The sequence below is a fragment of the Flavobacterium sp. W20_MBD1_R3 genome (assembly GCF_052119725.1).
Taxonomy (GTDB): Bacteria; Bacteroidota; Bacteroidia; order Flavobacteriales; family Flavobacteriaceae; genus Flavobacterium.
This window is the reverse complement of sequence record NZ_JBGQOR010000015.1, coordinates 18,807-40,278: the sequence shown is the minus strand read 5'-3', so window position 1 is coordinate 40,278 and position 21,472 is coordinate 18,807. Positions and strand designations below refer to the sequence as shown.

The window sequence follows — 21,472 nt, the reverse complement described above, 5'->3', positions numbered from 1 at the left end:
GTCATACTATTCTATTTTAGTTATCTTCGTAAGATAATCAAATTCTACAATGGTGCTACCGAAGGTTTAGTTCAACAGCTGTTCCTATGTAAAGCATCATTAAGTTATTAACAACTTTTGAAAGGATTATATGTAGGGTGTTTTTCGAGTATAAAATTCCGCTCCAGCGGCTTGTTGGAAAAGTTAGAATAACTTTTTGTCCGCCGAAGGCTTAGGACTGAAAAAGTTATTCTAACTTTTTCAATGATGCCACGAATTAATTTTTCTTTTACTTCATAATATATCTTTTTATAATCTTAAAGCTCACGCTCCTATATGTGGTCTGCTTATGGCAGCCACCAGCATCGGTATGATTGTAAGAATAAATAAAATAGCTACCTGCTTTGAGATGTGGATTCATTTTACGGAACCACCACAGCTGTTTTGTAGTCTATTTCTCTTTTATGATTGAGCTTATTAAGAAGGTTATTTCTATTATTGTGTTGGTACTAAATTTCTATTGATTTGATAAGGTGTTTCTGTTTTAATGACTGAAAGAATTCTTCGAGCCATTTTATGAGCTACTTTTATAATGACACTCTTTACGTTTTTACCTTGATGTGTTCGATAATAATTTTGCATTTCTGTGTCCTTTCTAATAGCGATCCAAGCTGCTTCAACTAAATAACTGCGTAATTGTGAGCGGCTCCTCGGAGTAATTCCTAAACACTTTTCTGATCCGCCACTATTATAGATTCCAGGAACTAATCCGATGTAGGAACTAAATTGGCCTTCATTATTAAAACGGCGTAAATCTCCACATTCGGCCAAGATTACACTTGCTAAATATCCTCCTATTCCTGGAATACTTCTCAAAAGATTGTAATCTTTCTTATTGTTTTTTCTACAGTAAGCACGCATTTGATTGGCAATTTCTAAATATTCTGATTTGATAAACTTGAACATTCGTATTTTTCCTTGCAATGCTAAATCTCCACAAGAGGTACTGAATTTAATATCCTCTAACCACGCAATAAAAGCTATACTCCAATTTGAATTATCAAATTCTTCAGGAACTTTTATGCCATGAAACAATAACATACTTTTGATATGTGATTTGGTTTGTCGCAGTTTCTTTGTTACTTGGGCTCTATGGCGAGCCAAAGTCATAAATTGCTCGTGCTCTTCACTGGGAATAAAAATTCCTTTTAGAACACCTGATTTTAATTGATTAGACAAGTTTTTTGAATCTAAAGCATCTGTTTTCTGATATCGTTCTTTATCTCCTGTATTTATATCGGCGGGATTAACAACTAGAACATTCCAACCAAGGTTTAAAAAATATCGTGCCGCGGAGAATCCGCAACAACCCGCTTCATAAACTAAATCGACAGCATGATCTGGAAATGTACGTTCCACATATTGGTACAAATCCTCAGCATTAGAAGGCATCGAATAGGTCTTGTGAAAAAATAAATCTGTTTGGATAGAAACTGTCCAGCTTTTTTTGTGAATATCTAAACCAACGAATATCTTTGGAATAGAAAAGGTGTCTTGTAATTGCATAATCTTCGTTTTTAGTACTCTCAAAGTTATGCTTTTACATAGATGCTTTGAGCTAGTGTGGAATTTAGTGGAATTACCGTTTCGCATCAATTTTCTGCAAAGCCGAAAATTGAAAGGTTACGAACCACACACCATCTCAAAGCTGCGGGGACGTTAGCCGTCAGTTTGCCCGACAGAAGGAGATAAGAATGTTGATTTTAAACAAAAAATAAATGAATATTTTCAGTAAACTATTTACTCCACTGGCGCTCGTTTGCAACGAGTGCCAACTTAAATTATAAAAACAAATCATAGCGTTTGCAACGCGGCTAACTAGTATAGAAATATTTTAAAAATATACTTCTGTTTGTTATTATTAAGATTTATGCTGTATTTAAAATAAAACCAATGTCAGAAAAATACAAAGTAATTGATAGCACAGTGCCTACTTTTATCACTATTACTGTTGGAGATTGGGTAGATTTGTTTGTACGCCCTATTTATTGTAATATATTAGATGAGTCTTTAAATTATTGCATTAAAGAAAAAGGTTTAAGTGTACATGCATACGTTTACATGACAAGTCATATACATTTAATAGTAACTGCCTTCGACGGTGAATTGCAAAATGTAATTCGTGATTTTAAAAAACATACTTCAAAAAAATTAGTAGAGGCAATTCAAGAACATCCTGAAAGTAGACGAGAATGGTTGTTACAAAAGTTTAGTTTTGAAGCTCAAAAATCAGGAAGGGCAAAAAATTACAAATTGTGGCAAGACGGCTTTCATCCGGTTATATTAGATACTTTAGAAAAAATAGAACAACGCATTAACTACATACATTACAATCCTATTGAAGCCGAAATCGTTTTAAAGGAACGAGATTATGTAAATAGTAGTTATAGAAATTATGAAGAAGACAATCTCGTTTTTTGTAATGTAAATGTTGAACCTTTATGGTAATATGTTTATTCAAATTGCGTTGCAAACGCTACAATTTATCAGAACAATTTAAAGAGGCTATCGTTGCAAACGAGCGCCAGATAACGGGAATGCAATCCGCTACGACGATAAGAACTGATTCAAAAGAAATCACAAATATGATTGCTTCGTTCCTCACAATGACAAAATACACCGTTAAAATCCGATAGCTTATGTCTCATTGTAAATGCAACGCAAACAATAACAATGTCATAACGCAACCAAATCATCTTTTTGCTATCTTTATAAAAACATTTCGCAATGAAAAAAATAGTACTTCTCCTGCTGGTTTCATTTCTATTCATTTCCTGTTGGCCCACAACGGATAACGGTGAATTTCCTCAACAAGAATACAAACCGGTTATTGTAGCACGCAACGCTCTCGAAACTTCTATTGCTTTTCAAAATGCGCAACCCATTATCAAATCGGGAAAAATCTATATCAAAGACGATTTAATGTTTGTCAATGATGTCAATAAGGGTTTTCATGTTTATGATTACAAGGATCCCAATAAACCAATCCGACTCCATTTTATAAAAGCTCCGGGCGCTACTGACTTAGCCATCAAAGGAAATACCGTATACATTAATCAAGCAGTAGATTTGGTCACTGCCACTTTCGATATTGTCACTAAAAAATTTACGGTCACCAACAGAAACAGGAATGTGTTTCCTCAAAAACAAGCTCCAAACGGCTTACAAGGCTACACTAAAGAAAATGAAATAATAATCGATTGGACTTTAATTAAGTAACACATGAAAAAAATTATATCCTTCGTATTACTAGTTTTGATAATTGGTTGTTCGGATAGTGACAGCGCACAAAACGGCGACACAGGACAAGGCGGTTCACTTGCTGTTTTTGCCATAAAAGGCAATTATTTATACGGTGTAGACCAAATGAAATTAAATGTATTCTCGCTAATCGATTCCGAAAAGCCTGTAAAAGTCAATGAAATTCCCATAGGTTTTGACATAGAAACCCTATTTTCATACGGGGATAATTTGTTTATTGGATCTCGAAACGGAATGTTTATCTATTCTATTGCAAATCCTGAAAACCCAACGAAATTATCCAGTGTGCAACATTTTACTGCTTGTGATCCTGTGATTGCTAATAGTACGCATTCCTATGTAACCTTGAACTCGAACACAGCCTGCGGTAACAACATTAATGTTTTGCAGGTTTATGACACCAAAGATCTTACGAACCCAAAATTAATTCACAGCAGAACACTCTCACAACCTAAGGGTATCAGTTTTTACACGGCTGATTATTTATTGGTATGCGATGATGTTATCAAAATATTTAACATTCAAAATCCTGCTGAACCTGTTTTGGTGCATGCTATTGACAAAAATTGTTTTGATTTAATTGTACGAGACAACACCTTATTTGCCATTGGGAACAACGGCGTCTATCGCTATAAAATGAATCCAAGTAACATAAAAGACATACAGCTCGAGAGTGAAACAACGTTTTAATTTTCTTTTTGTGACTTTAAAGATTTCTAAATCTCAAAATATGACACTTACACGGTTTTGAAAACCTTACAGGATTATAAACACTGATGAAAATCAGTACTTAGATAATCGAACCGGGTTTCGGATTTACAACGCAATAAGTACTGAATGAAAAGAAAAGACTAAATCCCCTCGCAAGACAAGACAAAGTCCTTAAAAGTTTAAACTACTCAAACCACTCTAAACAACAAAGGAGGTGAAACAGCAAATAGTGTCACCTCCTTTATTACGCTACTAAAAAAATACTTTTAAGTAATTTTATAAGAATTCAGTTTTCAATTATCCTACAATTTTGTTAACTGTTTTGCAATCAATAAAAGATCCTTTTCATTTATTTCCGGTGGATTTGCCAAACCGAACAACTGTTGTCCAGGCCTGCTCACAAATGCCGTTTGCCAGCCAGCCCAATTTGCACCAGCAACATCCCAACCATGAGCTGCAATAAGCATACAGTCCTTAGATTCAAATCCCATTTTTCTTGCAGCCCAATTGTAAGCATCATAATGTGGTTTGAATTTACCTAGATCTTCAACACTTAATCGATCATCAAACAAATCATATATACCTGCATTTTTTAATTGGGATTCAACTGCTTTATTCGATGAATTGGTAAACGAAACTAACGTATATCCTTCTTTTTTCAATAGTATCAACGCTTCTTTTACTTCAGGATGCGCTGGTAAAGATAAAATTGGTTTAATTGCTTCGCCAGCCTGTTCATCAGTAATAACAACACCATTATTAAGACCAACCATCTTTAGCGCTGCACCGCCTATTTTGCCAAAATCATGATATTGATTTCCTACTGTAGTTACTAAAGAATACTGCAACATTGTTGTGAACCAAAGCGATACTAAATCCGGTCTACCTCCTAAAGCATTTCCTATACTTTTTTTCATCGCGTTCAGGTCTAATAATGTTTCATTAACATCAAAGAATAATACCTTCGGACGCTGGTGTTTTTGCTCTTCCTTTACCCCAATTGAATTCCCTTTTGCAGTAAAAATAAGACTTGGAGCCACAATTCCTAATCCACCCACAGCTATCGCCTTATTAATAAAATTCCGTCTGCTTTTTTTAAATTCTTTCATTCTTCCTTATTTAAATTATATGTTATAAACATACCTAATAGTATGTTTTTTGATTAAAAAAATTATCTTAAAAGATCTATATAGCGCTCAACTGCTAAAAGATAATCCTCTAGAACAACATCATTATTGTACAATTTCCGAATTCCTCTAATACCTTCAAATGCACTAATTAAAAAAACTGCGACCGAAGAAGTATTTACCTCACTAGCAATCAAGTTATCTGCTTTTGCTTTTTCTAACAACTGAATTAGTGCTAATTTCCATTCTTCAATAATTTTTTTTAATACCAATTGAAACGCTACTTCATTATCCGAAATTTCATTGATGAGATTATTCATTGGACAACCAGATTGTTTCTCTTCAATTGAAAAATTCTTAATTCGATCGCAAAAAACGGTTTTTAAAATCAAAAATGGATCTCCTACTTCTAGCAAAGGAAGAATCATATTATCATAAACTCTACTCTGAATCGTATTACTGATAACTGCCAGACCTAACTCTTTTTTATCTTTAAAATGATGATAAAAAGCTCCTTTTGTAAGCTTTGTTTCCTTCATCACCTTATCAACACTAATAGCGTGAAAGCCATTTTTATAAAACAATACAAATGCTTTATCGATAATTAATTGTCTGGTTAACTCCGATTTAATTTCTTGTTTCATATTACTAATTTACTAAAACATAACCACCGGTATGTTAGTATCTAAAATAAATAACAATACTATAACACTATAAAAAACTATTTCACTTTTTCAGCAAAATACCGTTCTTCAATTCGCTTGATGTCTTTTATGGAATTTTTGGCCCAAGCCAAACGCTTTTCTAAAATTTCATTTTCAGATAAATGCCAATCAATGTTTGAATTGCGCAATCGATTTGTCAGGTTTTGAATGATGATTGCCGCCGAAACCGATATATTTAAACTTTCAGTAAAACCGACCATTGGGATTTTAAGAAAACCATCAGCGCGTTTCAAAATTTCATCAGATAATCCGTCTCTTTCTGTTCCAAAAAATAAAGCGCTGGGTTTCGAAATATCAAAATCTTCCATCAAACAATCATTCTCATGCGGCGTAGTAGCGATGATTTGATACCCTTTACTTTTCAACGTATCCACACAATTCGTAATACTGTCGAAGGTATTGATGTCAACCCATTTTTGGGCACCCATGGCAATTTCCTTGTCGATACTTTTTCCGTAACGTTGCTCGATCACGTTCAATTCCTGAATTCCAAAAATCTCGCAGCTACGCATCACCGCACTAGTATTGTGCATTTGAAAAATATCTTCGACAGCAATCGTAAAATGTTTGGTTCTGTTTTCTAATACTTTCAGGAATTTTTCTTTTCGGTTATCAGTCAATATATTTTCAAGAAAGGCGAGATACTCTAAATCAATCATTGGGTATTATTTTTTTTGCAAAAATAGTAAAAAAGACTAGCTTTATGCTTTCAAAAGAAGATTCTGGAGGCTACTTTTGAGATTGTTCTCTAGCAATTGAATTATGAATGTTTACGGAATTCGCGTGAGGGATAGAGGCGATATCCTTTTTGGGCTTTTTAGCCAAAAAGATAAAGCCGAAAGCCCGACCCTTGTGGTCACGCCCAAATTGATATAAAATGAAAAAACGTTTAGTCGTCTTAACTGGAGCAGGAATCAGTGCTGAAAGTGGTATAAAAACTTTTCGTGACAGTGACGGACTTTGGGAAGGTCATAATGTCTTGGATGTCGCCACTCCGGAAGGTTGGCATAAAAACCCGGCTTTGGTACTGGATTTTTACAATCAAAGACGAAAACAGCTCCGCGAAGTAGCACCTAATTTGGGTCATCAAATTTTGGCTGAATTAGAAAATCACTTTGAGGTGTACATAATTACACAAAATGTGGATGATTTACACGAGCGCGCCGGAAGCTCGAATGTGTTGCATTTGCACGGCGAATTATTGAAAGTAAGAAGTACTAAAAACCCAAACTACATTCTGGATTGGCAGGAGGATTTGAATTTTGGAGATTTAGATGACAATCAAAACCAATTGCGCCCGCATATTGTTTGGTTTGGCGAGGAAGTTCCAGCGCTTGATGAAGCTATCAGAATCAGCGAAGGTGCTGATTATTTTGCCGTCATTGGAACTTCGTTACAAGTATATCCTGCGGCAGGATTAATCGATTTTACGAGTAGGGACACTCCCATTTTTTATATTGATCCAAAACCCGTAAAAATCGCAAATCTTAGAAACCCACTGGAGGTAATTCCAGAGGTAGCATCGGAAGGAATGAAAATTCTAAAAAATAAGCTTGCCGAGTTTATTTAAAAAACCATTCGTTTTCTATTTTGTCTCGAAAGGTTTATATTTGTGCCTTTCGAACAAACAACTAAACAATGACTACTTTAAACGAATTAAATGCTATATCGCCAATCGACGGAAGATATAGAAACAAGACTATTTCGCTGGCTCCATTTTTCTCTGAAGAAGCCTTAATCAAATACCGCGTATTGGTTGAAATTGAATATTTCATTGCTTTGTGCGAAGTGCCTTTGCCTCAACTGACAACCGTAAACCCAGATGTATTCGAGAGCTTACGCAACATTTATAAAAACTTCTCTACTGAAGATGCGCTTTGGATCAAAGAAACCGAGAAAGTAACCAACCACGATGTAAAAGCGGTGGAATACTTCATCAAAGATGCTTTTGAAAAACTAGGCTTATCCCAATATAAAGAGTTCATTCACTTTGGATTGACTTCCCAAGATATTAATAACACGGCGATTCCGCTTTCTACAAAAGAAGCTTTCGAAAAAGTGTACATGCCGTCATTAATCACTTTGACTTCAAAATTGAAAGATTTAAGTGTGGAATGGGCGGCTATTCCAATGCTTGCACGTACACACGGACAACCGGCTTCTCCAACGCGTTTGGGTAAAGAAATTGGTGTTTTTGTAGAACGTTTAGAAGAACAAATGCGTTTGTTATTTAATATTCCTTTTGCGGCTAAATTTGGTGGTGCAACCGGAAATTACAATGCACATCACGTGGCGTATCCACAAATTGACTGGAGAAAATTCGGAGGAAAATTTGTAGAGGAAAACCTTGGTTTACATCACTCCTTCCCTACTACACAAATTGAACATTACGATCACTTCGCGGCATTTTTTGATGCGTTGAAAAGAATAAATACCATCATCATTGATTTAGACCGAGACATTTGGACGTACGTTTCAATGGAATATTTCAAACAAAAAATTAAAGCGGGAGAAATAGGATCTTCAGCGATGCCACACAAAGTTAATCCTATTGATTTTGAAAATTCAGAAGGGAATTTAGGAATAGCTAATGCGATTTTCGAACATCTTTCGGCTAAATTACCATTGTCGAGATTGCAACGTGATTTGACGGACAGTACGGTTTTAAGAAATATTGGTGTACCAATAGGACATACGTTAATCGCTTTTGAAGCTACTTTGAAAGGATTGAACAAATTGTTATTGAACGAACCAAAATTTCACGAAGATTTAGAGAAAAACTGGGCTGTTGTTGCTGAAGCGATTCAAACCATCTTGCGTCGAGAAGGATATCCTAATCCGTATGAAGCGTTGAAAGGATTGACAAGAACCAATGAAGCGATTAATAAAAAAGCGATTCACGGTTTCATAGCAACCTTAGATGTTTCGGATGCAATCAAAGCAGAGTTGATGCAAATCACTCCAAGTAATTTCCTAGGAATATAAGTTTCAAATAAATCGTATAGAGAATAAAATCCCGCTGTTAGACATAATAAATTCTAACTTACGGGATTTTTTTTGCTAAAAAAAACATAAATACTCGTATTAAGCAGAATTAACAGATGAAAAATTAAAGTTTTTTTATATCTTACCAATATCCGTAAAAACCCCAATAACAGCACCAAACTTATATGAATGCCGCAGAAACAGTAGCAAATGCCTCTCACACCTTAGAACCCCTTATCAGTGATTTAGGATTAATCTTGATGACAGCAGCCGTTGCTGTTTTGTTATTTAAAAAAATAAAACAGCCGCTCGTTTTAGGCTATTTGATTGCTGGCTTTTTAGCTGGAAATCATTTCGATTTTTTCCCTTCTGTGACAGACCTAAAAAGTGTCGAAGTTTGGGCAGAAATTGGAGTAATCTTTTTGTTATTTAGTTTAGGACTTGAATTCAGTTTTAAAAAATTGATGAAAGTAGGCGGGACTGCATCGATTACTGCCGTGACGCAAATTATTACAATGGTTACCGTTGGATATTTAGTAGGTCAATGGATTGGGTGGAAATCCATGGATAGCATCTTTCTGGGGGTAATTCTTTCTATTTCTTCAACTACTATTATTCTAAAAACATTTGATGAACTGGGTGTAAAAACCCAAAAATTTGCCGGAATAGTTATTGGTTCGCTTATTGTTCAAGATATTTTGGCTATTTTGATGATGGTTTTACTTTCTACAATTGCTGTGAGTCAACAATTTTCAGGAAGTGAATTATTATTATCTGTTCTTAAACTGATTTTTTTCTTAACTATTTGGTTCGTTGGAGGTATCTTTTTCATTCCAACTTTACTGAAAAAAGCAAAAAGTATCTTAACAGACGAAATGCTGTTGATCATTTCACTTGCTTTGTGCTTGATGATGGTTATTTTTGCTGCCAATGTTGGCTTTTCTCCCGCATTAGGTGCATTTATTATGGGCTCTATCATTGCGGAAACTACTCAGGCAGAACATATCGAACATTTAGTTAAACCCGTGAAAGATCTTTTTGGAGCCGTATTTTTCGTTTCAGTTGGTATGTTAATTAATCCAGAAACGTTGTACGAATATGCTTTTCCTGTGGCAATTTTAACTTTAGTAGTGATTTTAGGGCAATCAATCAGTTCCACCATTGGGGCTTTACTTTCTGGACAACCCCTGAAACAATCCGTACAAACAGGGATGAGCTTATCACAAATAGGGGAATTCTCTTTTATTATAGCAACGTTAGGAATGACCTTGAATGTTACCAGTGATTTTTTATATCCTATTGTAGTAGCTGTTTCTGCAGTGACAGCGTTTACAACCCCGTTCATGGTCAAATTCGCAAGTCCATTTTCAGAGTATTTGGAAAAGAAATTACCCCGAAAATGGACTAAAAGAATTGAACGCTACAGTGCGAATACGCAATCTATAAAATTGGTTAGTAACTGGCAAATAGTAGTGCGGGCCTTCCTAACACAAGTAACGATCCACTCTATAATTATTGTGGCAATTACCCTTCTTTCTTCCAAGTTCATTCTGCCCTTAGTTGAAGGCTCACAGTTTGGAAATATATTTGCGGCAGTAATCACTTTAGTAATAATTTCCCCTTTTTTATGGGCATTATCTCTGCGTAGGGTTGCTGTAAAAGAAGTTGCTATATTACGAGAAGAACGTAAATATCGTGGACCTATTTGGATGATGGTGTTATTACGGATGATCTTAGGCCTATTTTATATTGGTTTTTTATTAAATATATTTTTCTCTCCTATAATTGCAATCATAGCATTAGTAACTGCTGTTGCAATATATATTGTTGTACCAAAAAAACTAAAATCACACTATTACAAAATAGAGAAACATTTCCTAAAGAATTTAAATGCAAGAGAAATAAAAAAAGCGATTCGAAGTAGAAGCGACCTGACGCCTTGGGACGGTCACATGACTACTTTTGATATTGCACCAACATCAAATATTGCGGGAAAAACATTAGAAGAATTACGTATTAGAGAATTGCTGGGCATCAATATTGCTTTTATTAAACGGGGTGATATAATGATAAATATTCCAAATAAAAATGAACGTTTGTTCCCAGGAGATGAAATTTGCGTCATAGGAACAGACAATCAAGTTACTTCCTTTAAATCTTATTTGCACCAAAATGAGATAGAAATCCCAGAAAAAATTGCTGATACCGATATTATTTTAAAACAATTAGAACTCAAAGAGGAAGAATTTATAGGTAAAAATATCAGAGATTCGCAATTACGAGAAAAAACAAATGCTTTAATCGTGGGAATTGAAAGAAACGGAAAACGCATCCTGAATCCAGAATCCGGGATGATTTTAGAAAAGAATGATATACTTTGGGTAGTAGGAAGTAAGAAATTATTGACCTCCTTTTTCAAAAATTAAATTTAAATAAAACTCTAAAATTATACTTAACCTTTAGCGCGGCATTAGTTTTTACTTATGATTTTATTTTTTTTCCTATAATCCCGCTTCTGAGTAAGATTGAAACAGAACGAGAAAAAATAAAATTAAAAACAGCTCTCAATGCACCTCACTTTGAGTACAAAATATCTCGAGAAATTTATTCCTTTTGACTCCATAAAAAACACTAGCACTAGCACATTGAATACATACTCCCAATGAGCTGTGTTTATAAATTGAAAGAAGCTGAAATATTACAAAGAATACTATCTTCTAGTCACCAAAGACAAATAAATAGATAAATTTAATTTGAAACTAAAAATATATTTTTCTAGATTCTTCAAAATAAATCTATTTTTGTGTTCTAATTTTCAGTATTATTACCATGCAATATTTCATATCTTTAGGCAGTTTTAAATATCGTATACAACTAAATACCAATTGAATAACAAATTAGAATTATAAAAAAAATCAAAATAATTTTTATGGCCAAAAACAAAATATTAATCCTGTTTTCCCATCCGCTTTTTGAGAAATCACATGCGAATAAGGCCTTAGTAGATAATATTCCAAAATCAGAAAATATAACTTTTCATGATTTATACGAGGAATATCCCGATTTTGATGTTGATGTAAAACATGAGCAGGTATTATTGAGCCAACACGATATCATAATATGGCACCATCCTATGTATTGGTATAGCTGTCCTCCCTTGATGAAACAATGGATTGACATGGTGCTAGAACACAACTGGGCATATGGAAAAAAAGGAAAAGCATTAGAAGGTAAGTTTATTTTTCAGGTCATCACTACCGGTGGCGATAAAGAAAATTATTGTGAAACGGGTAGTGAGCGATACAGTGTAACTGAATTACTGGAACCATTTAACCAAACTGCAAAAGTATGCAATATGATATATTTACCGCCGTTTGTTGTGCATGGTACACACAACATGACCAAGGACGATTATAAAAAAAACGGACTGATTTACGGCTATCTTCTTGACTACTTAGAAAACAACAATTTTGATACAGAAACAATTTTACAGCACCATTATCTAAATGAATGGTTTGCAACAATACAACAATAACATGGATACCAATTTTCTACTTCAGGCAATAATTTATTTATCAGCAGCCGTAATTTGTGTTCCCATTGCTAAAAAACTGGGACTAAGTTCTGTATTGGGCTATTTATTTGCCGGGATAATAATAGGTCCTTATGTACTAGGTTTTATTGGCCAAGAAGGTCAAGATATTATGCATTTTGCTGAATTTGGAGTCGTAATGATGCTGTTTTTAATTGGTTTAGAATTGGAACCGAGTAAGTTTTGGAAAATGCGGAAATTTATTCTTGGTATGGGATCCGCACAACTAATAGGAACAACATTGTTTTTATTTTTAGGATGTCTTTATTTTATGGATTGGAAGTGGGAAACGACATTAGCTATTTCACTGGCACTAGCATTATCCTCTACAGCAATTGTACTTCAAACTTTAAAAGAGAAAGGATTGTCAAATACGTCTGTAGGCCGTTCCTCTTTTGCTGTTCTTCTTTTCCAAGACATCGCCGTAATTCCGATTTTGGCTTTTTTGCCGCTTTTATCTACGGTAAATCTTGAAACATCAAATGAAATTCAACAATCCTTAATTTCAGGTTTCCCAAGCTGGTTGCAAACCTTAATTGTGGTAGGAAGTATTTCGACAATTTATTTTGCAGGACGTTTTCTATTTGTGCCCCTATTGCATATTATTGCTAAAACCCGATTGCAAGAATTATTCACTGCTTCCGCATTATTACTGGTAGTGGGTGTTTCTTATTCGATGCAATTAGTGGGTTTAAGTCCTGCTTTAGGAGCTTTTATGGCTGGTGTGGTGTTAGCTAACTCCGAATTTCGGCACGAATTAGAAGGGGATATTGCTCCGTTTAAAGGATTACTTTTAGGACTATTTTTTTTAGGGGTTGGCGCATCGATAAATTTTAAATTGATTCTTGAGAACCCACTTTTTATATTTGTTTTTGGAGCAATTTTAACATTAGTCAAATTCATTGTTTTATTCATCATTAGTCGGTTTCATAAAAAAAATGTTGATCAGAACCTATTATTTGCTTTTGGATTAAGTCAGGCCGGAGAATTTGGTTTTGTGATCATGAGTTTTTGCATGCAACTGAACATAATACCTAATATTTTAGCCAATCAAATTATGGCTGTAATTGCAATGAGTATGGTGGCAACTCCATTTTTACTTCTTATAAACGAACGGTTAATTAGTACTCATTCAAAATTTAAGGAAAAAGAAATAAAAAAGGACAGTGACTATATTGATGAAGACAATCCTGTTATCATAGCTGGTTTTGGCCATTTTGGGAGCACTGTTGGTCGTTTGTTAAGAGCCAATAAAGTCAAATCAACTATTCTGGATTACGATTCAGACCGCATTGATGTATTACGAAAAATGGGATTCAAAGTATATTATGGCGATGCAACACGTTTAGAATTATTGAAAGCAGCAGGTTGCGATACAGCAAAACTTTTTATTGCCGCCATAGATAATCCAACAGTAAATTTGCAAGTAATCGAAACCTTAAAAAAACACTTCCCAAATTTAAAGATCTTAACTCGCGCTCGTAACCGATTAGATGCCTATGAATTAATTGATCACAAAGTAAAACATATTTATCGGGAAACTTTATATAGTGCAGTCAATATGGGTGTTGATGCGTTAGTAGAATTAGGTCACAGAAAATATACAGCAACAAGACAAGGGCAACAATTTATAAAGTATGATGAAATCACTACGCGAAAATTAGCAGAAAAACGCCATGATAAAATGGCTTATATGGTAACGATAAAGGAAGAAATTGAATTACAAGAACAATTGCTCAAGAGTGATATTTATTCCCAAGTTGCAGCTACTAATCACAGTTGGGATAGTGAACATTTGAAAAATAACTTATCTGAATCAACCGATTAAAACACTTTCAAAATTATAAAAAAAGGTATTATTAACACCGCTAACAGGATTAATAATACCTTTTTTTATTTTAAAACTAAAAAATTATCTTGAATAATTTGGAGCTTCCTTAGTGATTGTAACATTATGTGGATGACTTTCGTTTATTCCGCTGGCAGTTATACGAACAAAACGCCCAGTTTCTTGCAAGGTTGGAATATCTTTGGAACCACAATAGCCCATTCCGGCACGAAGACCTCCTATAAATTGTTGCATGCTCTCGTTTAATTCTCCTTTATAAGGTACACGACCTACAATTCCTTCGGGAACTAGTTTTTTTACATCATCTTCAACATCTTGAAAATAACGATCTTTAGAACCTTCTTGCATCGCTTCAACAGAACCCATTCCGCGATAAGACTTGAATTTTCTACCTTCAAAAATAATAGTTTCGCCTGGAGATTCTTTGGTCCCAGCCAAAAGAGATCCTAACATCACACAATCAGCACCAGCAGCAATTGCTTTAGGAATATCTCCTGTGTAACGAATTCCACCATCAGCGATTACGGGAACTCCAGTCCCTTTGATGGCCGCAGCCACTTCAAGAACAGCAGAAAACTGAGGAAAACCGACACCGGCAACAATACGAGTGGTACAAATAGAACCTGGACCAATTCCAACTTTTACACCATCAGCTCCGTTTTCAACTAAAAATTTAGCTGCTTCAGGAGTTGCTATATTACCTACGATAACATCTATTTGAGGGAATTTACTTTTTACTTCTTTCAACACATTGACAACACCTTGCGTATGTCCGTGAGCCGTATCAATAATAATAGCATCAACTCCTGCTTTTACAAGTGCCTCAGCTCTTTGAACCGCATCACCTGTAACACCAATTGCTGCAGCAACACGCAAACGTCCGTAAACGTCTTTATTAGCTATTGGTTTTTGGGTCAATTTAGTGATATCTCTAAATGTGATTAGTCCAACTAACTCATATTTATCATTTACAACCGGTAGTTTTTCGATTTTATGTCCTTGCAAAACTACTTCTGCTTGTTCCAAAGAAGTTCCTTCAGCAACAGTAACCAAGTTTTTAGTAGTCATAACCTCAACAATAGGTCTGGCGCTATTTTTTTCGAAACGTAAATCACGATTGGTAACAATTCCTTTCAGAATTTTATTCTCATCTACAATTGGAATACCGCCAATACCAAATTCTTTCATGGCGTTTTTAGCATCTGCAACCGTTGAAGTCAAAGGCAAAGTAACCGGATCGATAATCATTCCGGATTCTGCACGTTTTACTTTTCTAACTTTCGCAGCTTGTTGCTCGATAGTCATATTTTTATGCAAAACCCCTATTCCTCCTTCTTGAGCCATGGCAATTGCCATAGCACTTTCAGTTACAGTATCCATAGCAGCGGATACAATAGGAACATTTAGTGTAATATTTCTTGAAAATTTGGATTGTATACTCACTTCGCGAGGAAGCACATTTGAGTAATTAGGAACTAATAGAACATCATCGTAGGTTAATCCTTCACCGATAATCTTAGAGTTGTGTGCGATCATTGCAATTGTACTTGAGGTTTAATTGCGTGCAAATATAGATAATTTTAAGCAAAAAATTGCTATAATTTTACAAGAAATAATTAAATTGCAGTATAATGTCTGTTTTTTACCCTCAAAATACTTCTTGATTTCCAATGCAGAAAATCTAATTAATTTATTTTGCTATGACAAAGACCCAACAAGAATTAAAAGGGCTTTCAAACGAGGAAGTTTTACTTTCGAGAACAAATTTTGGTTCGAATGCGATCATGAATCAGGAAAAAAATCAATTTTTGAAATCCCTTTTCGAAATGGTATTGGAACCTATGTTTCTCCTATTACTAACCGCAACAAGCATTTATTTTATTATCGGTGATTATGGAAACGGAATTTTCATGATTGTCGCGATCGTATTGGTTTCCACAATTTCATTATATCAGGAATCCAAAAGCAGAACGGCAATTGAATCTTTAAAGAAATTATCCCAACCTAAAAGCAAAGTTATTCGCAATGGAGAAATCACTGAAATTCCAAGTGAGGAAATTGTTGTTGGCGACCTCATCCAAACAGAAGAAGGTACTTTTATTCCTGCCGATGGCGTAATTATTAAATCCAATGATTTTTCGGTAAATGAATCTATTCTTACCGGAGAATCGATGGCAGTTTTTAAAAATGAAACTGCCGAAAATAAGACCGTATTTCTTGGAACCATTGTAACTGGTGGTTTGGCAATTTGCGAAGTAACTGCTATTGGCAACAAAACCCAACTAGGAAAAATAGGAAAAAGTCTAGAGGCAATTGTCGAAGAAAAAACCCCGTTGCAAATCCAAATGGGCAATTTTGTAAAAAAAATGTCTCTTGCTGGCTTGGTAATTTTTGTTTTTGTCTGGGTTATCAATTATTACAATTCAAATAATGTTTTAGACAGTCTGTTGAAAGCGCTTACTTTGGCCATGAGCATTATTCCTGAGGAGATTCCAGTAGCATTCACTACATTCATGGCCTTGGGTTCTTGGCGCTTAATGAAAATGGGAATCATCGTGAAACAGACAAAAACGGTGGAAACCTTAGGAAGCGCAAACGTAATTTGTACCGACAAAACGGGAACGATCACCGAGAACAAAATGAGTTTGGCGCAATGGTTTACGTTATCTGATGATACTATTAAAGGAAGTAACAGTGATGAAACTAATAATAATAATAATGAGCATGATATAGAATTACTGAGTCTCGCCATGTGGGCAAGCGAACCAATTCCGTTTGACGCGATGGAAATTGCATTGCACGAAGCGTATTCGAAGTTAAAAATAACAGATCAACGCCCTAATTTTAAATTGATTCATGAATATCCATTGGATGGAAAACCACCGATGATGACGCATGTTTTCGAAAATCAAAATGGAACGAGATATATTGCTGCCAAAGGGGCTCCCGAAGCATTGATCGCAACTTCAAATGTAACCGAAAACGAAAAAAAACAAATTCTCTCTGCAATGACAAAAATGGCTTTGCAAGGATATCGCCTACTGGGTGTTGGTTTAGCTGAATTTTCAGGTACTGATTATCCTAAAAAGCAACAGGAATTCTCCTTTACTTTTAAAGGATTAGTGGCGTTTTACGATCCTCCAAAAGCAAATATAAAAGCAGTATTCGAAACTTTTTATAAAGCCGGAATTCAAGTCAAAATTGTGACGGGTGATAATGCTGAAACAACCGCTACAATTGCCAAACAAATTGGCTTTAGAAATGCGGATAAAACGCTAAATGGGGACGAATTAATGGCCATGGACGATGCTACACTTCGAGAAAAAGTAATGGAAACGTCCATTTTTACAAGAATGTTTCCCGAGGCCAAACTCAAAATTATAAAAGCATTAAAAGACAACAATCAAATTGTAGCTATGACGGGTGATGGGGTCAATGACGGACCTGCTTTGAAATCAGCGCATATTGGAATTGCCATGGGAAAAAAGGGAACCGAAATTGCCAAGGAAGCCGCCAACCTGATTCTTATTGACGATGATTTTTCTAAAATGATTGACGCCATTGCCATGGGCAGAAAAATATATAATAATCTAAAAAAAGCCATCCAATACATTATTTCCATCCACATTCCAATCATCTTGATTGTCTTTATTCCATTGGCATTAGGTTGGATCTACCCCAATATTTTTTCCCCGGTTCATGTCATCTTTCTGGAGATAATCATGGGACCAACCTGCTCTATAATTTATGAAAATGAACCTATGGAACGCAACTTAATGCTGTTACAACCCAGACCTTTTACCAATACTTTTTTTAAACTTAAAGAAGTTACCATCAGTATAATTCAAGGACTTGTCATCACCGCGGGGCTTTTGTTTGTTTACCAATATTGTGTAACTACAAATTGTTCGGAAAGCGCAACGAGAACAGTAGTTTTTCTAACATTAATTTCGTCTAACATTTTTCTGACGCTGACGAATCGTTCTTTCTATTACTCGATATTTACAACATTAAAATACAAAAATAATTTGGTTTTGATGATCATTAGCGTAACCATTATAATTACAGCTTCGTTATTATTTGTACCATTATTTGCTGCTTTTTTCCAATTCGAAAGGGTTTCAGGATTCCAAATAGGATTAAGTATTTTAGTGGGGCTTGTTTCAGTGCTTTGGATCGAAATTTACAAAGGATTTAAACGAAGAAAAGTCCAATTTTAATCAGCAATTTACTTTTTACTATTCTTAAAAATAACATTCAGCCCGAGTTGAAAAGAAAGGCTATTTGCCTTCGTAACATCACTGTATTCTAAAAGATTATCTGCTAAAACATAAAAATTAACAGGTCCAAAATGACTGGATAATCCCAATCCTATATTCTTGTACGAATATGAATCTAGCGTGTACGTGGCTTTCATTTGCAATGCCTTGAATATTTTTCTTCGGTAATACGTGGTAAAAGCGACTAATGGAGTTCTTGGCGTAGACATCACAAATAACTGGGCGCCAACCGCACTTTTATAAGTCGTCTCTGGATCATAATTAAGACAATTACAATCTTCCGGTCTTTCTTCATCAAAGGAATACTGAACTGAAGTATTGAACTTTACCGGACGCCAAGTTGTGTAATCCGCATACAACGTATCTAAAGGAATGGCATCTTTGAATTCTTGATATCCATCTCCTGCTGAATTTCCGGAACTGAAATTTGGAACCACACCTTCGTATTTATACGTACCTTTAAACGTTAAACTTTCCACTTCTTTGTTGTGTTTAATAAAACCTATGTCAATAACACTGGCGGTAACTTGTATGTTTTTCTTTGGATAATAGGTAAAACCAGCATCAAATCCCAGCCCTAAATTGCCCCCAAGAAGAGCTCTTTTGGTAACATCTTTAACCACATTTGGCTCATAATCTTCATCATCATATTTAGCAATTCCCGATGTATTGAGCTGCAATTGTGAATAAATCATCTGTTCATAAACTCCTTTATCTGAAGGAATCGTATAAATATAACCGGAGTTATTTGTAGAATTAGCATTGTAAATACTGGAATAAATTTTTCCACGAACTCCTAAAATAAATTTTTCGGTGATGTTTTTATGAAATCCAAGGTGAAAAACGGATAGCATCTCTGCTTTTACACTCAAATCGCCCAAATTAAACACTTTACCCAAATAGTCCCTGTTTCCGTCTAAAGCTAAAATGGCAATATCTTTAGGAACATAACTTAGCATATCGAACTCCTGATACATTCCAAACGAAATAAACGAATCACTTTCCACTCCTGCTATTTTAAAACCTCCGTTAAAAATTTCTATTTGTTCGTTAATTGCTACTTTGTCTTTTCGGGTGGTAGAAAATACTGCATTGCGTAATTTCACATTAAAATCGACTCCATTATCCGCAAATAAATCATATGCTGAAAACCCGCTTGAGCCTACATTTGCAGAAATTCCAGACAACAAAGGAACTCCAGCATACCAATTATACTTGAAATCTGCACCAGGATTTGTCATCAACGACTGTGGTACTGAAGTGAAATTATATAAAATTTGTTTGTTTTGTGAAAAGCAACCTATTGCCAGAAATAGAACAAATATCAAAATTAACTTTCTCATTCTACTACTAAATAAGCGGTTACACCAGAACGCAATTTCAAATTGCCTGAACTATTCTCTGTCAATGGAGCACCCGGAAGCATCCTTAATGTGAAAGCAATTCTAACAGTTCGTTTTAATAAGTCAAGTTGGGAATTTTCGAATATCTCCGTTCTGGTCACTTTATTTTCTACGCCCGCGTATTCCGGAACAGTAAAATTAGTAGTATAAACGACTTGGTTATTTCGGTCTAAAAATACTATATCAACTACATAAGATCTAGTTATCGTATTTTCCATTTCAAGGAAAAATTCTACTTTTTTTAAACTTTTCCTGAAAAAACTATCATTGAAAACATCCACCGTTGGTGCATCAAATATGACATTTTGTTCAACTCCACCAGTAACAAATTCATTTGCAGGAACATCAAAATAGGCTAAATTAGCTATAAAAACGGGCTCCAGTTTTATATCATTCGCCTGATCATAATCTAAATCACTAGCGCATGAAAAAGAGAACAGCAGCAGTACAAATAGGTAAAAAACTCTATTTAAGGCAGGTAGTTTCATGATTTTATAGGTTAAAGGTAGTATTTGGGAATTCTATATTCAACGCATCAATGATACACTTATTATTTAAAAAGTAAAGAGTTCAACAATAATTTACTTATTTATTTTAATGAAACTCCCCAAACAACTTAGAAGCTTCATTATAAGCACTTTCAAAACTCATTGGGCTCATATTCGTGAATTCCTTTTGTGCTGTAAAATAAGACAATAATTTCTCCGTAGGCATATTACCCGTAAGATCATCAGTCGCCATTGGACAACCACCAAAACCCTGAATAGCTCCATCAAAACGACGACATCCCGCTTTGTAAGCGGCATCAATTTTCTCAAACCATTTATCTGGTGTGGTATGAAGGTGCGCACCAAATTCTATTTCGGGATATTTTGGAATCAAATTTGAAAATAAATATGAGATTACATCAGGAGTGGAACTTCCCACCGTATCCGAAAGTGAAAGTATTTTCACTCCCATAGTAGCCAATTTTTCAGTCCACTCTCCTACTATTTCAACGCTCCAAGGATCGCCATACGGATTTCCAAATCCCATTGATAAATACGCCACCACTTCTTTGTTGCTTTTATCGGCAATTTCCAGAATTTCTTGTAATGTGATTAATGATTCGGCTATGGTTTTATGGGTATTTCTCATTTGGAAATTCTCAGAAATCGAAAATGGGAAACCCAAATATTGTATTTCAGGATGAACGGCAGCGAGAGTTGCCCCTTGCGTATTGGCAATAATAGCCAAAAGTTTGCTTTGGGTTTGAGACAAGTCAAGTCGTGCCAAAACTTCGGCAGTATCCTGCATTTGCGGGATTGCTTTGGGAGAAACAAAACTTCCAAAATCAATGCTGTCAAAACCTACACGCAATAATGATTGAATGTAGGATACTTTTCTTTCCGTAGGAATAAATGGTTTAATGCCTTGCATGGCATCGCGTGGACATTCTATAATTTTTATTGGCTCCATAGATAGCCAAAGATAGAAAAACAATTATGAATTATAAATTTT

The 21,472-nt window shown here is 35.0% G+C and carries 18 protein-coding genes; 10 read left to right on the top strand and 8 right to left on the bottom strand.

Annotated features, from left to right (window positions below; translation table 11 throughout):
• Positions 1-474 precede the first annotated feature (474 nt).
• The gene (locus ACEN2F_RS13730; protein WP_441740169.1) at positions 475-1,545 is read right to left on the bottom strand and encodes an IS110 family transposase; all 1,071 of its coding nucleotides are present in this window, start codon (positions 1,543-1,545) and stop codon (positions 475-477) included.
• A gap of 387 nt (positions 1,546-1,932) precedes the next feature.
• Here ACEN2F_RS13730 and ACEN2F_RS13725 point away from each other — a divergent pair, with 387 nt between their 5' ends.
• From ACEN2F_RS13725 to ACEN2F_RS13710, 4 genes are all read left to right on the top strand, one after another.
• Positions 1,933-2,487: an REP-associated tyrosine transposase gene (locus tag ACEN2F_RS13725; protein WP_441740167.1), complete on the top strand. Its 555-nt coding sequence runs from the start codon at positions 1,933-1,935 to the stop codon at positions 2,485-2,487.
• The gene (locus tag ACEN2F_RS13720) at positions 2,481-2,675 is read left to right on the top strand and encodes a hypothetical protein (protein ID WP_441740166.1); all 195 of its coding nucleotides are present in this window, start codon (positions 2,481-2,483) and stop codon (positions 2,673-2,675) included. Before ACEN2F_RS13725 ends, ACEN2F_RS13720 begins: the two co-directional genes overlap by 7 nt.
• A gap of 91 nt (positions 2,676-2,766) precedes the next feature.
• Complete coding sequence (locus tag ACEN2F_RS13715) at positions 2,767-3,258, top strand: hypothetical protein (RefSeq protein WP_441740164.1); 492 nt, start codon at positions 2,767-2,769, stop codon at positions 3,256-3,258.
• 3 nt (positions 3,259-3,261) lie between these two features.
• On the top strand, positions 3,262-3,990 hold the full coding sequence (locus ACEN2F_RS13710) for a hypothetical protein (RefSeq protein WP_441740162.1): 729 nt from the start codon (positions 3,262-3,264) through the stop codon (positions 3,988-3,990).
• Between the two features lie 323 nt (positions 3,991-4,313).
• On the opposite strand, the gene ACEN2F_RS13705 is transcribed toward ACEN2F_RS13710, so the two are convergent.
• The 3 genes from ACEN2F_RS13705 to ACEN2F_RS13695 form a co-directional block, all read right to left on the bottom strand.
• Positions 4,314-5,120: a haloacid dehalogenase type II gene (locus tag ACEN2F_RS13705; protein WP_441740160.1), complete on the bottom strand. Its 807-nt coding sequence runs from the start codon at positions 5,118-5,120 to the stop codon at positions 4,314-4,316.
• Between the two features lie 62 nt (positions 5,121-5,182).
• A complete protein-coding gene (locus ACEN2F_RS13700) occupies positions 5,183-5,782 on the bottom strand; it encodes a TetR/AcrR family transcriptional regulator (RefSeq protein ID WP_441740157.1) in 600 nt (199 codons plus the stop codon).
• A gap of 77 nt (positions 5,783-5,859) precedes the next feature.
• Positions 5,860-6,522, bottom strand: a complete 663-nt coding sequence (locus ACEN2F_RS13695; RefSeq protein ID WP_441740154.1) for a TrmH family RNA methyltransferase — start codon at positions 6,520-6,522, stop codon at positions 5,860-5,862.
• A gap of 218 nt (positions 6,523-6,740) precedes the next feature.
• On the opposite strand from ACEN2F_RS13695, the gene ACEN2F_RS13690 reads away from it, so the two are divergent.
• The 5 genes from ACEN2F_RS13690 to ACEN2F_RS13670 all read left to right on the top strand — a co-directional run bounded on the left by ACEN2F_RS13690 (position 6,741) and on the right by ACEN2F_RS13670 (position 14,268).
• Complete coding sequence (locus tag ACEN2F_RS13690) at positions 6,741-7,433, top strand: SIR2 family NAD-dependent protein deacylase (RefSeq protein WP_441740151.1); 693 nt, start codon at positions 6,741-6,743, stop codon at positions 7,431-7,433.
• 68 nt (positions 7,434-7,501) lie between these two features.
• The gene (gene purB, locus ACEN2F_RS13685) at positions 7,502-8,848 is read left to right on the top strand and encodes an adenylosuccinate lyase (RefSeq protein WP_441740148.1); all 1,347 of its coding nucleotides are present in this window, start codon (positions 7,502-7,504) and stop codon (positions 8,846-8,848) included.
• A 185-nt stretch (positions 8,849-9,033) separates the two neighbouring features.
• Positions 9,034-11,274 (top strand): cation:proton antiporter domain-containing protein, encoded by a 2,241-nt coding sequence (locus ACEN2F_RS13680; protein ID WP_441740145.1) that lies wholly within the window; start codon positions 9,034-9,036, stop codon positions 11,272-11,274.
• A 503-nt stretch (positions 11,275-11,777) separates the two neighbouring features.
• Positions 11,778-12,383 carry an NAD(P)H-dependent oxidoreductase gene (locus ACEN2F_RS13675; RefSeq protein ID WP_441740142.1) on the top strand — a complete coding sequence of 202 codons (606 nt, stop codon included), beginning with the start codon at positions 11,778-11,780 and terminating at the stop codon, positions 12,381-12,383.
• A gap of 1 nt (position 12,384) precedes the next feature.
• On the top strand, positions 12,385-14,268 hold the full coding sequence (locus ACEN2F_RS13670) for a monovalent cation:proton antiporter-2 (CPA2) family protein (protein ID WP_441740140.1): 1,884 nt from the start codon (positions 12,385-12,387) through the stop codon (positions 14,266-14,268).
• An 84-nt stretch (positions 14,269-14,352) separates the two neighbouring features.
• Here the strand turns inward: ACEN2F_RS13670 and guaB are convergent, their stop codons facing one another.
• Entirely contained in the window at positions 14,353-15,825 is a 1,473-nt protein-coding gene (gene guaB / locus ACEN2F_RS13665; protein WP_441740137.1) for an IMP dehydrogenase, read from the bottom strand.
• A 164-nt stretch (positions 15,826-15,989) separates the two neighbouring features.
• On the opposite strand from guaB, the gene ACEN2F_RS13660 reads away from it, so the two are divergent.
• Positions 15,990-18,509, top strand: coding sequence for a cation-translocating P-type ATPase (locus ACEN2F_RS13660; RefSeq protein ID WP_441740134.1), 2,520 nt, complete (start codon positions 15,990-15,992; stop codon positions 18,507-18,509).
• An 8-nt stretch (positions 18,510-18,517) separates the two neighbouring features.
• Here the strand turns inward: ACEN2F_RS13660 and ACEN2F_RS13655 are convergent, their stop codons facing one another.
• The 3 genes from ACEN2F_RS13655 to ACEN2F_RS13645 form a co-directional block, all read right to left on the bottom strand.
• Positions 18,518-19,912 carry a DUF5723 family protein gene (locus tag ACEN2F_RS13655; protein ID WP_441740131.1) on the bottom strand — a complete coding sequence of 465 codons (1,395 nt, stop codon included), beginning with the start codon at positions 19,910-19,912 and terminating at the stop codon, positions 18,518-18,520.
• Complete coding sequence (locus ACEN2F_RS13650; protein ID WP_441740128.1) at positions 19,909-20,460, bottom strand: hypothetical protein; 552 nt, start codon at positions 20,458-20,460, stop codon at positions 19,909-19,911. Before ACEN2F_RS13650 ends, ACEN2F_RS13655 begins: the two co-directional genes overlap by 4 nt.
• Before the next feature lie 106 nt (positions 20,461-20,566).
• On the bottom strand, positions 20,567-21,430 hold the full coding sequence (locus tag ACEN2F_RS13645) for a hydroxymethylglutaryl-CoA lyase (RefSeq protein WP_441740125.1): 864 nt from the start codon (positions 21,428-21,430) through the stop codon (positions 20,567-20,569).
• Positions 21,431-21,472 lie beyond the last annotated feature (42 nt).

Coding starts and splice junctions, on each gene's coding strand:
- ACEN2F_RS13645 (WP_441740125.1), bottom strand. CDS start 21,430: ATGGAGCCAATAAAAATTATAGAATGTCCACGCGATGCCATGCAAGGC.
- ACEN2F_RS13660 (WP_441740134.1), top strand. CDS start 15,990: ATGACAAAGACCCAACAAGAATTAAAAGGGCTTTCAAACGAGGAAGTT.
- ACEN2F_RS13705 (WP_441740160.1), bottom strand. CDS start 5,120: ATGAAAGAATTTAAAAAAAGCAGACGGAATTTTATTAATAAGGCGATA.
- ACEN2F_RS13715 (WP_441740164.1), top strand. CDS start 2,767: ATGAAAAAAATAGTACTTCTCCTGCTGGTTTCATTTCTATTCATTTCC.
- ACEN2F_RS13690 (WP_441740151.1), top strand. CDS start 6,741: ATGAAAAAACGTTTAGTCGTCTTAACTGGAGCAGGAATCAGTGCTGAA.
- purB (WP_441740148.1), top strand. CDS start 7,502: ATGACTACTTTAAACGAATTAAATGCTATATCGCCAATCGACGGAAGA.
- ACEN2F_RS13700 (WP_441740157.1), bottom strand. CDS start 5,782: ATGAAACAAGAAATTAAATCGGAGTTAACCAGACAATTAATTATCGAT.
- ACEN2F_RS13730 (WP_441740169.1), bottom strand. CDS start 1,545: ATGCAATTACAAGACACCTTTTCTATTCCAAAGATATTCGTTGGTTTA.
- ACEN2F_RS13710 (WP_441740162.1), top strand. CDS start 3,262: ATGAAAAAAATTATATCCTTCGTATTACTAGTTTTGATAATTGGTTGT.
- guaB (WP_441740137.1), bottom strand. CDS start 15,825: ATGATCGCACACAACTCTAAGATTATCGGTGAAGGATTAACCTACGAT.
- ACEN2F_RS13650 (WP_441740128.1), bottom strand. CDS start 20,460: ATGAAACTACCTGCCTTAAATAGAGTTTTTTACCTATTTGTACTGCTG.
- ACEN2F_RS13725 (WP_441740167.1), top strand. CDS start 1,933: ATGTCAGAAAAATACAAAGTAATTGATAGCACAGTGCCTACTTTTATC.
- ACEN2F_RS13655 (WP_441740131.1), bottom strand. CDS start 19,912: ATGAGAAAGTTAATTTTGATATTTGTTCTATTTCTGGCAATAGGTTGC.
- ACEN2F_RS13695 (WP_441740154.1), bottom strand. CDS start 6,522: ATGATTGATTTAGAGTATCTCGCCTTTCTTGAAAATATATTGACTGAT.
- ACEN2F_RS13675 (WP_441740142.1), top strand. CDS start 11,778: ATGGCCAAAAACAAAATATTAATCCTGTTTTCCCATCCGCTTTTTGAG.
- ACEN2F_RS13720 (WP_441740166.1), top strand. CDS start 2,481: ATGGTAATATGTTTATTCAAATTGCGTTGCAAACGCTACAATTTATCA.
- ACEN2F_RS13680 (WP_441740145.1), top strand. CDS start 9,034: ATGAATGCCGCAGAAACAGTAGCAAATGCCTCTCACACCTTAGAACCC.
- ACEN2F_RS13670 (WP_441740140.1), top strand. CDS start 12,385: ATGGATACCAATTTTCTACTTCAGGCAATAATTTATTTATCAGCAGCC.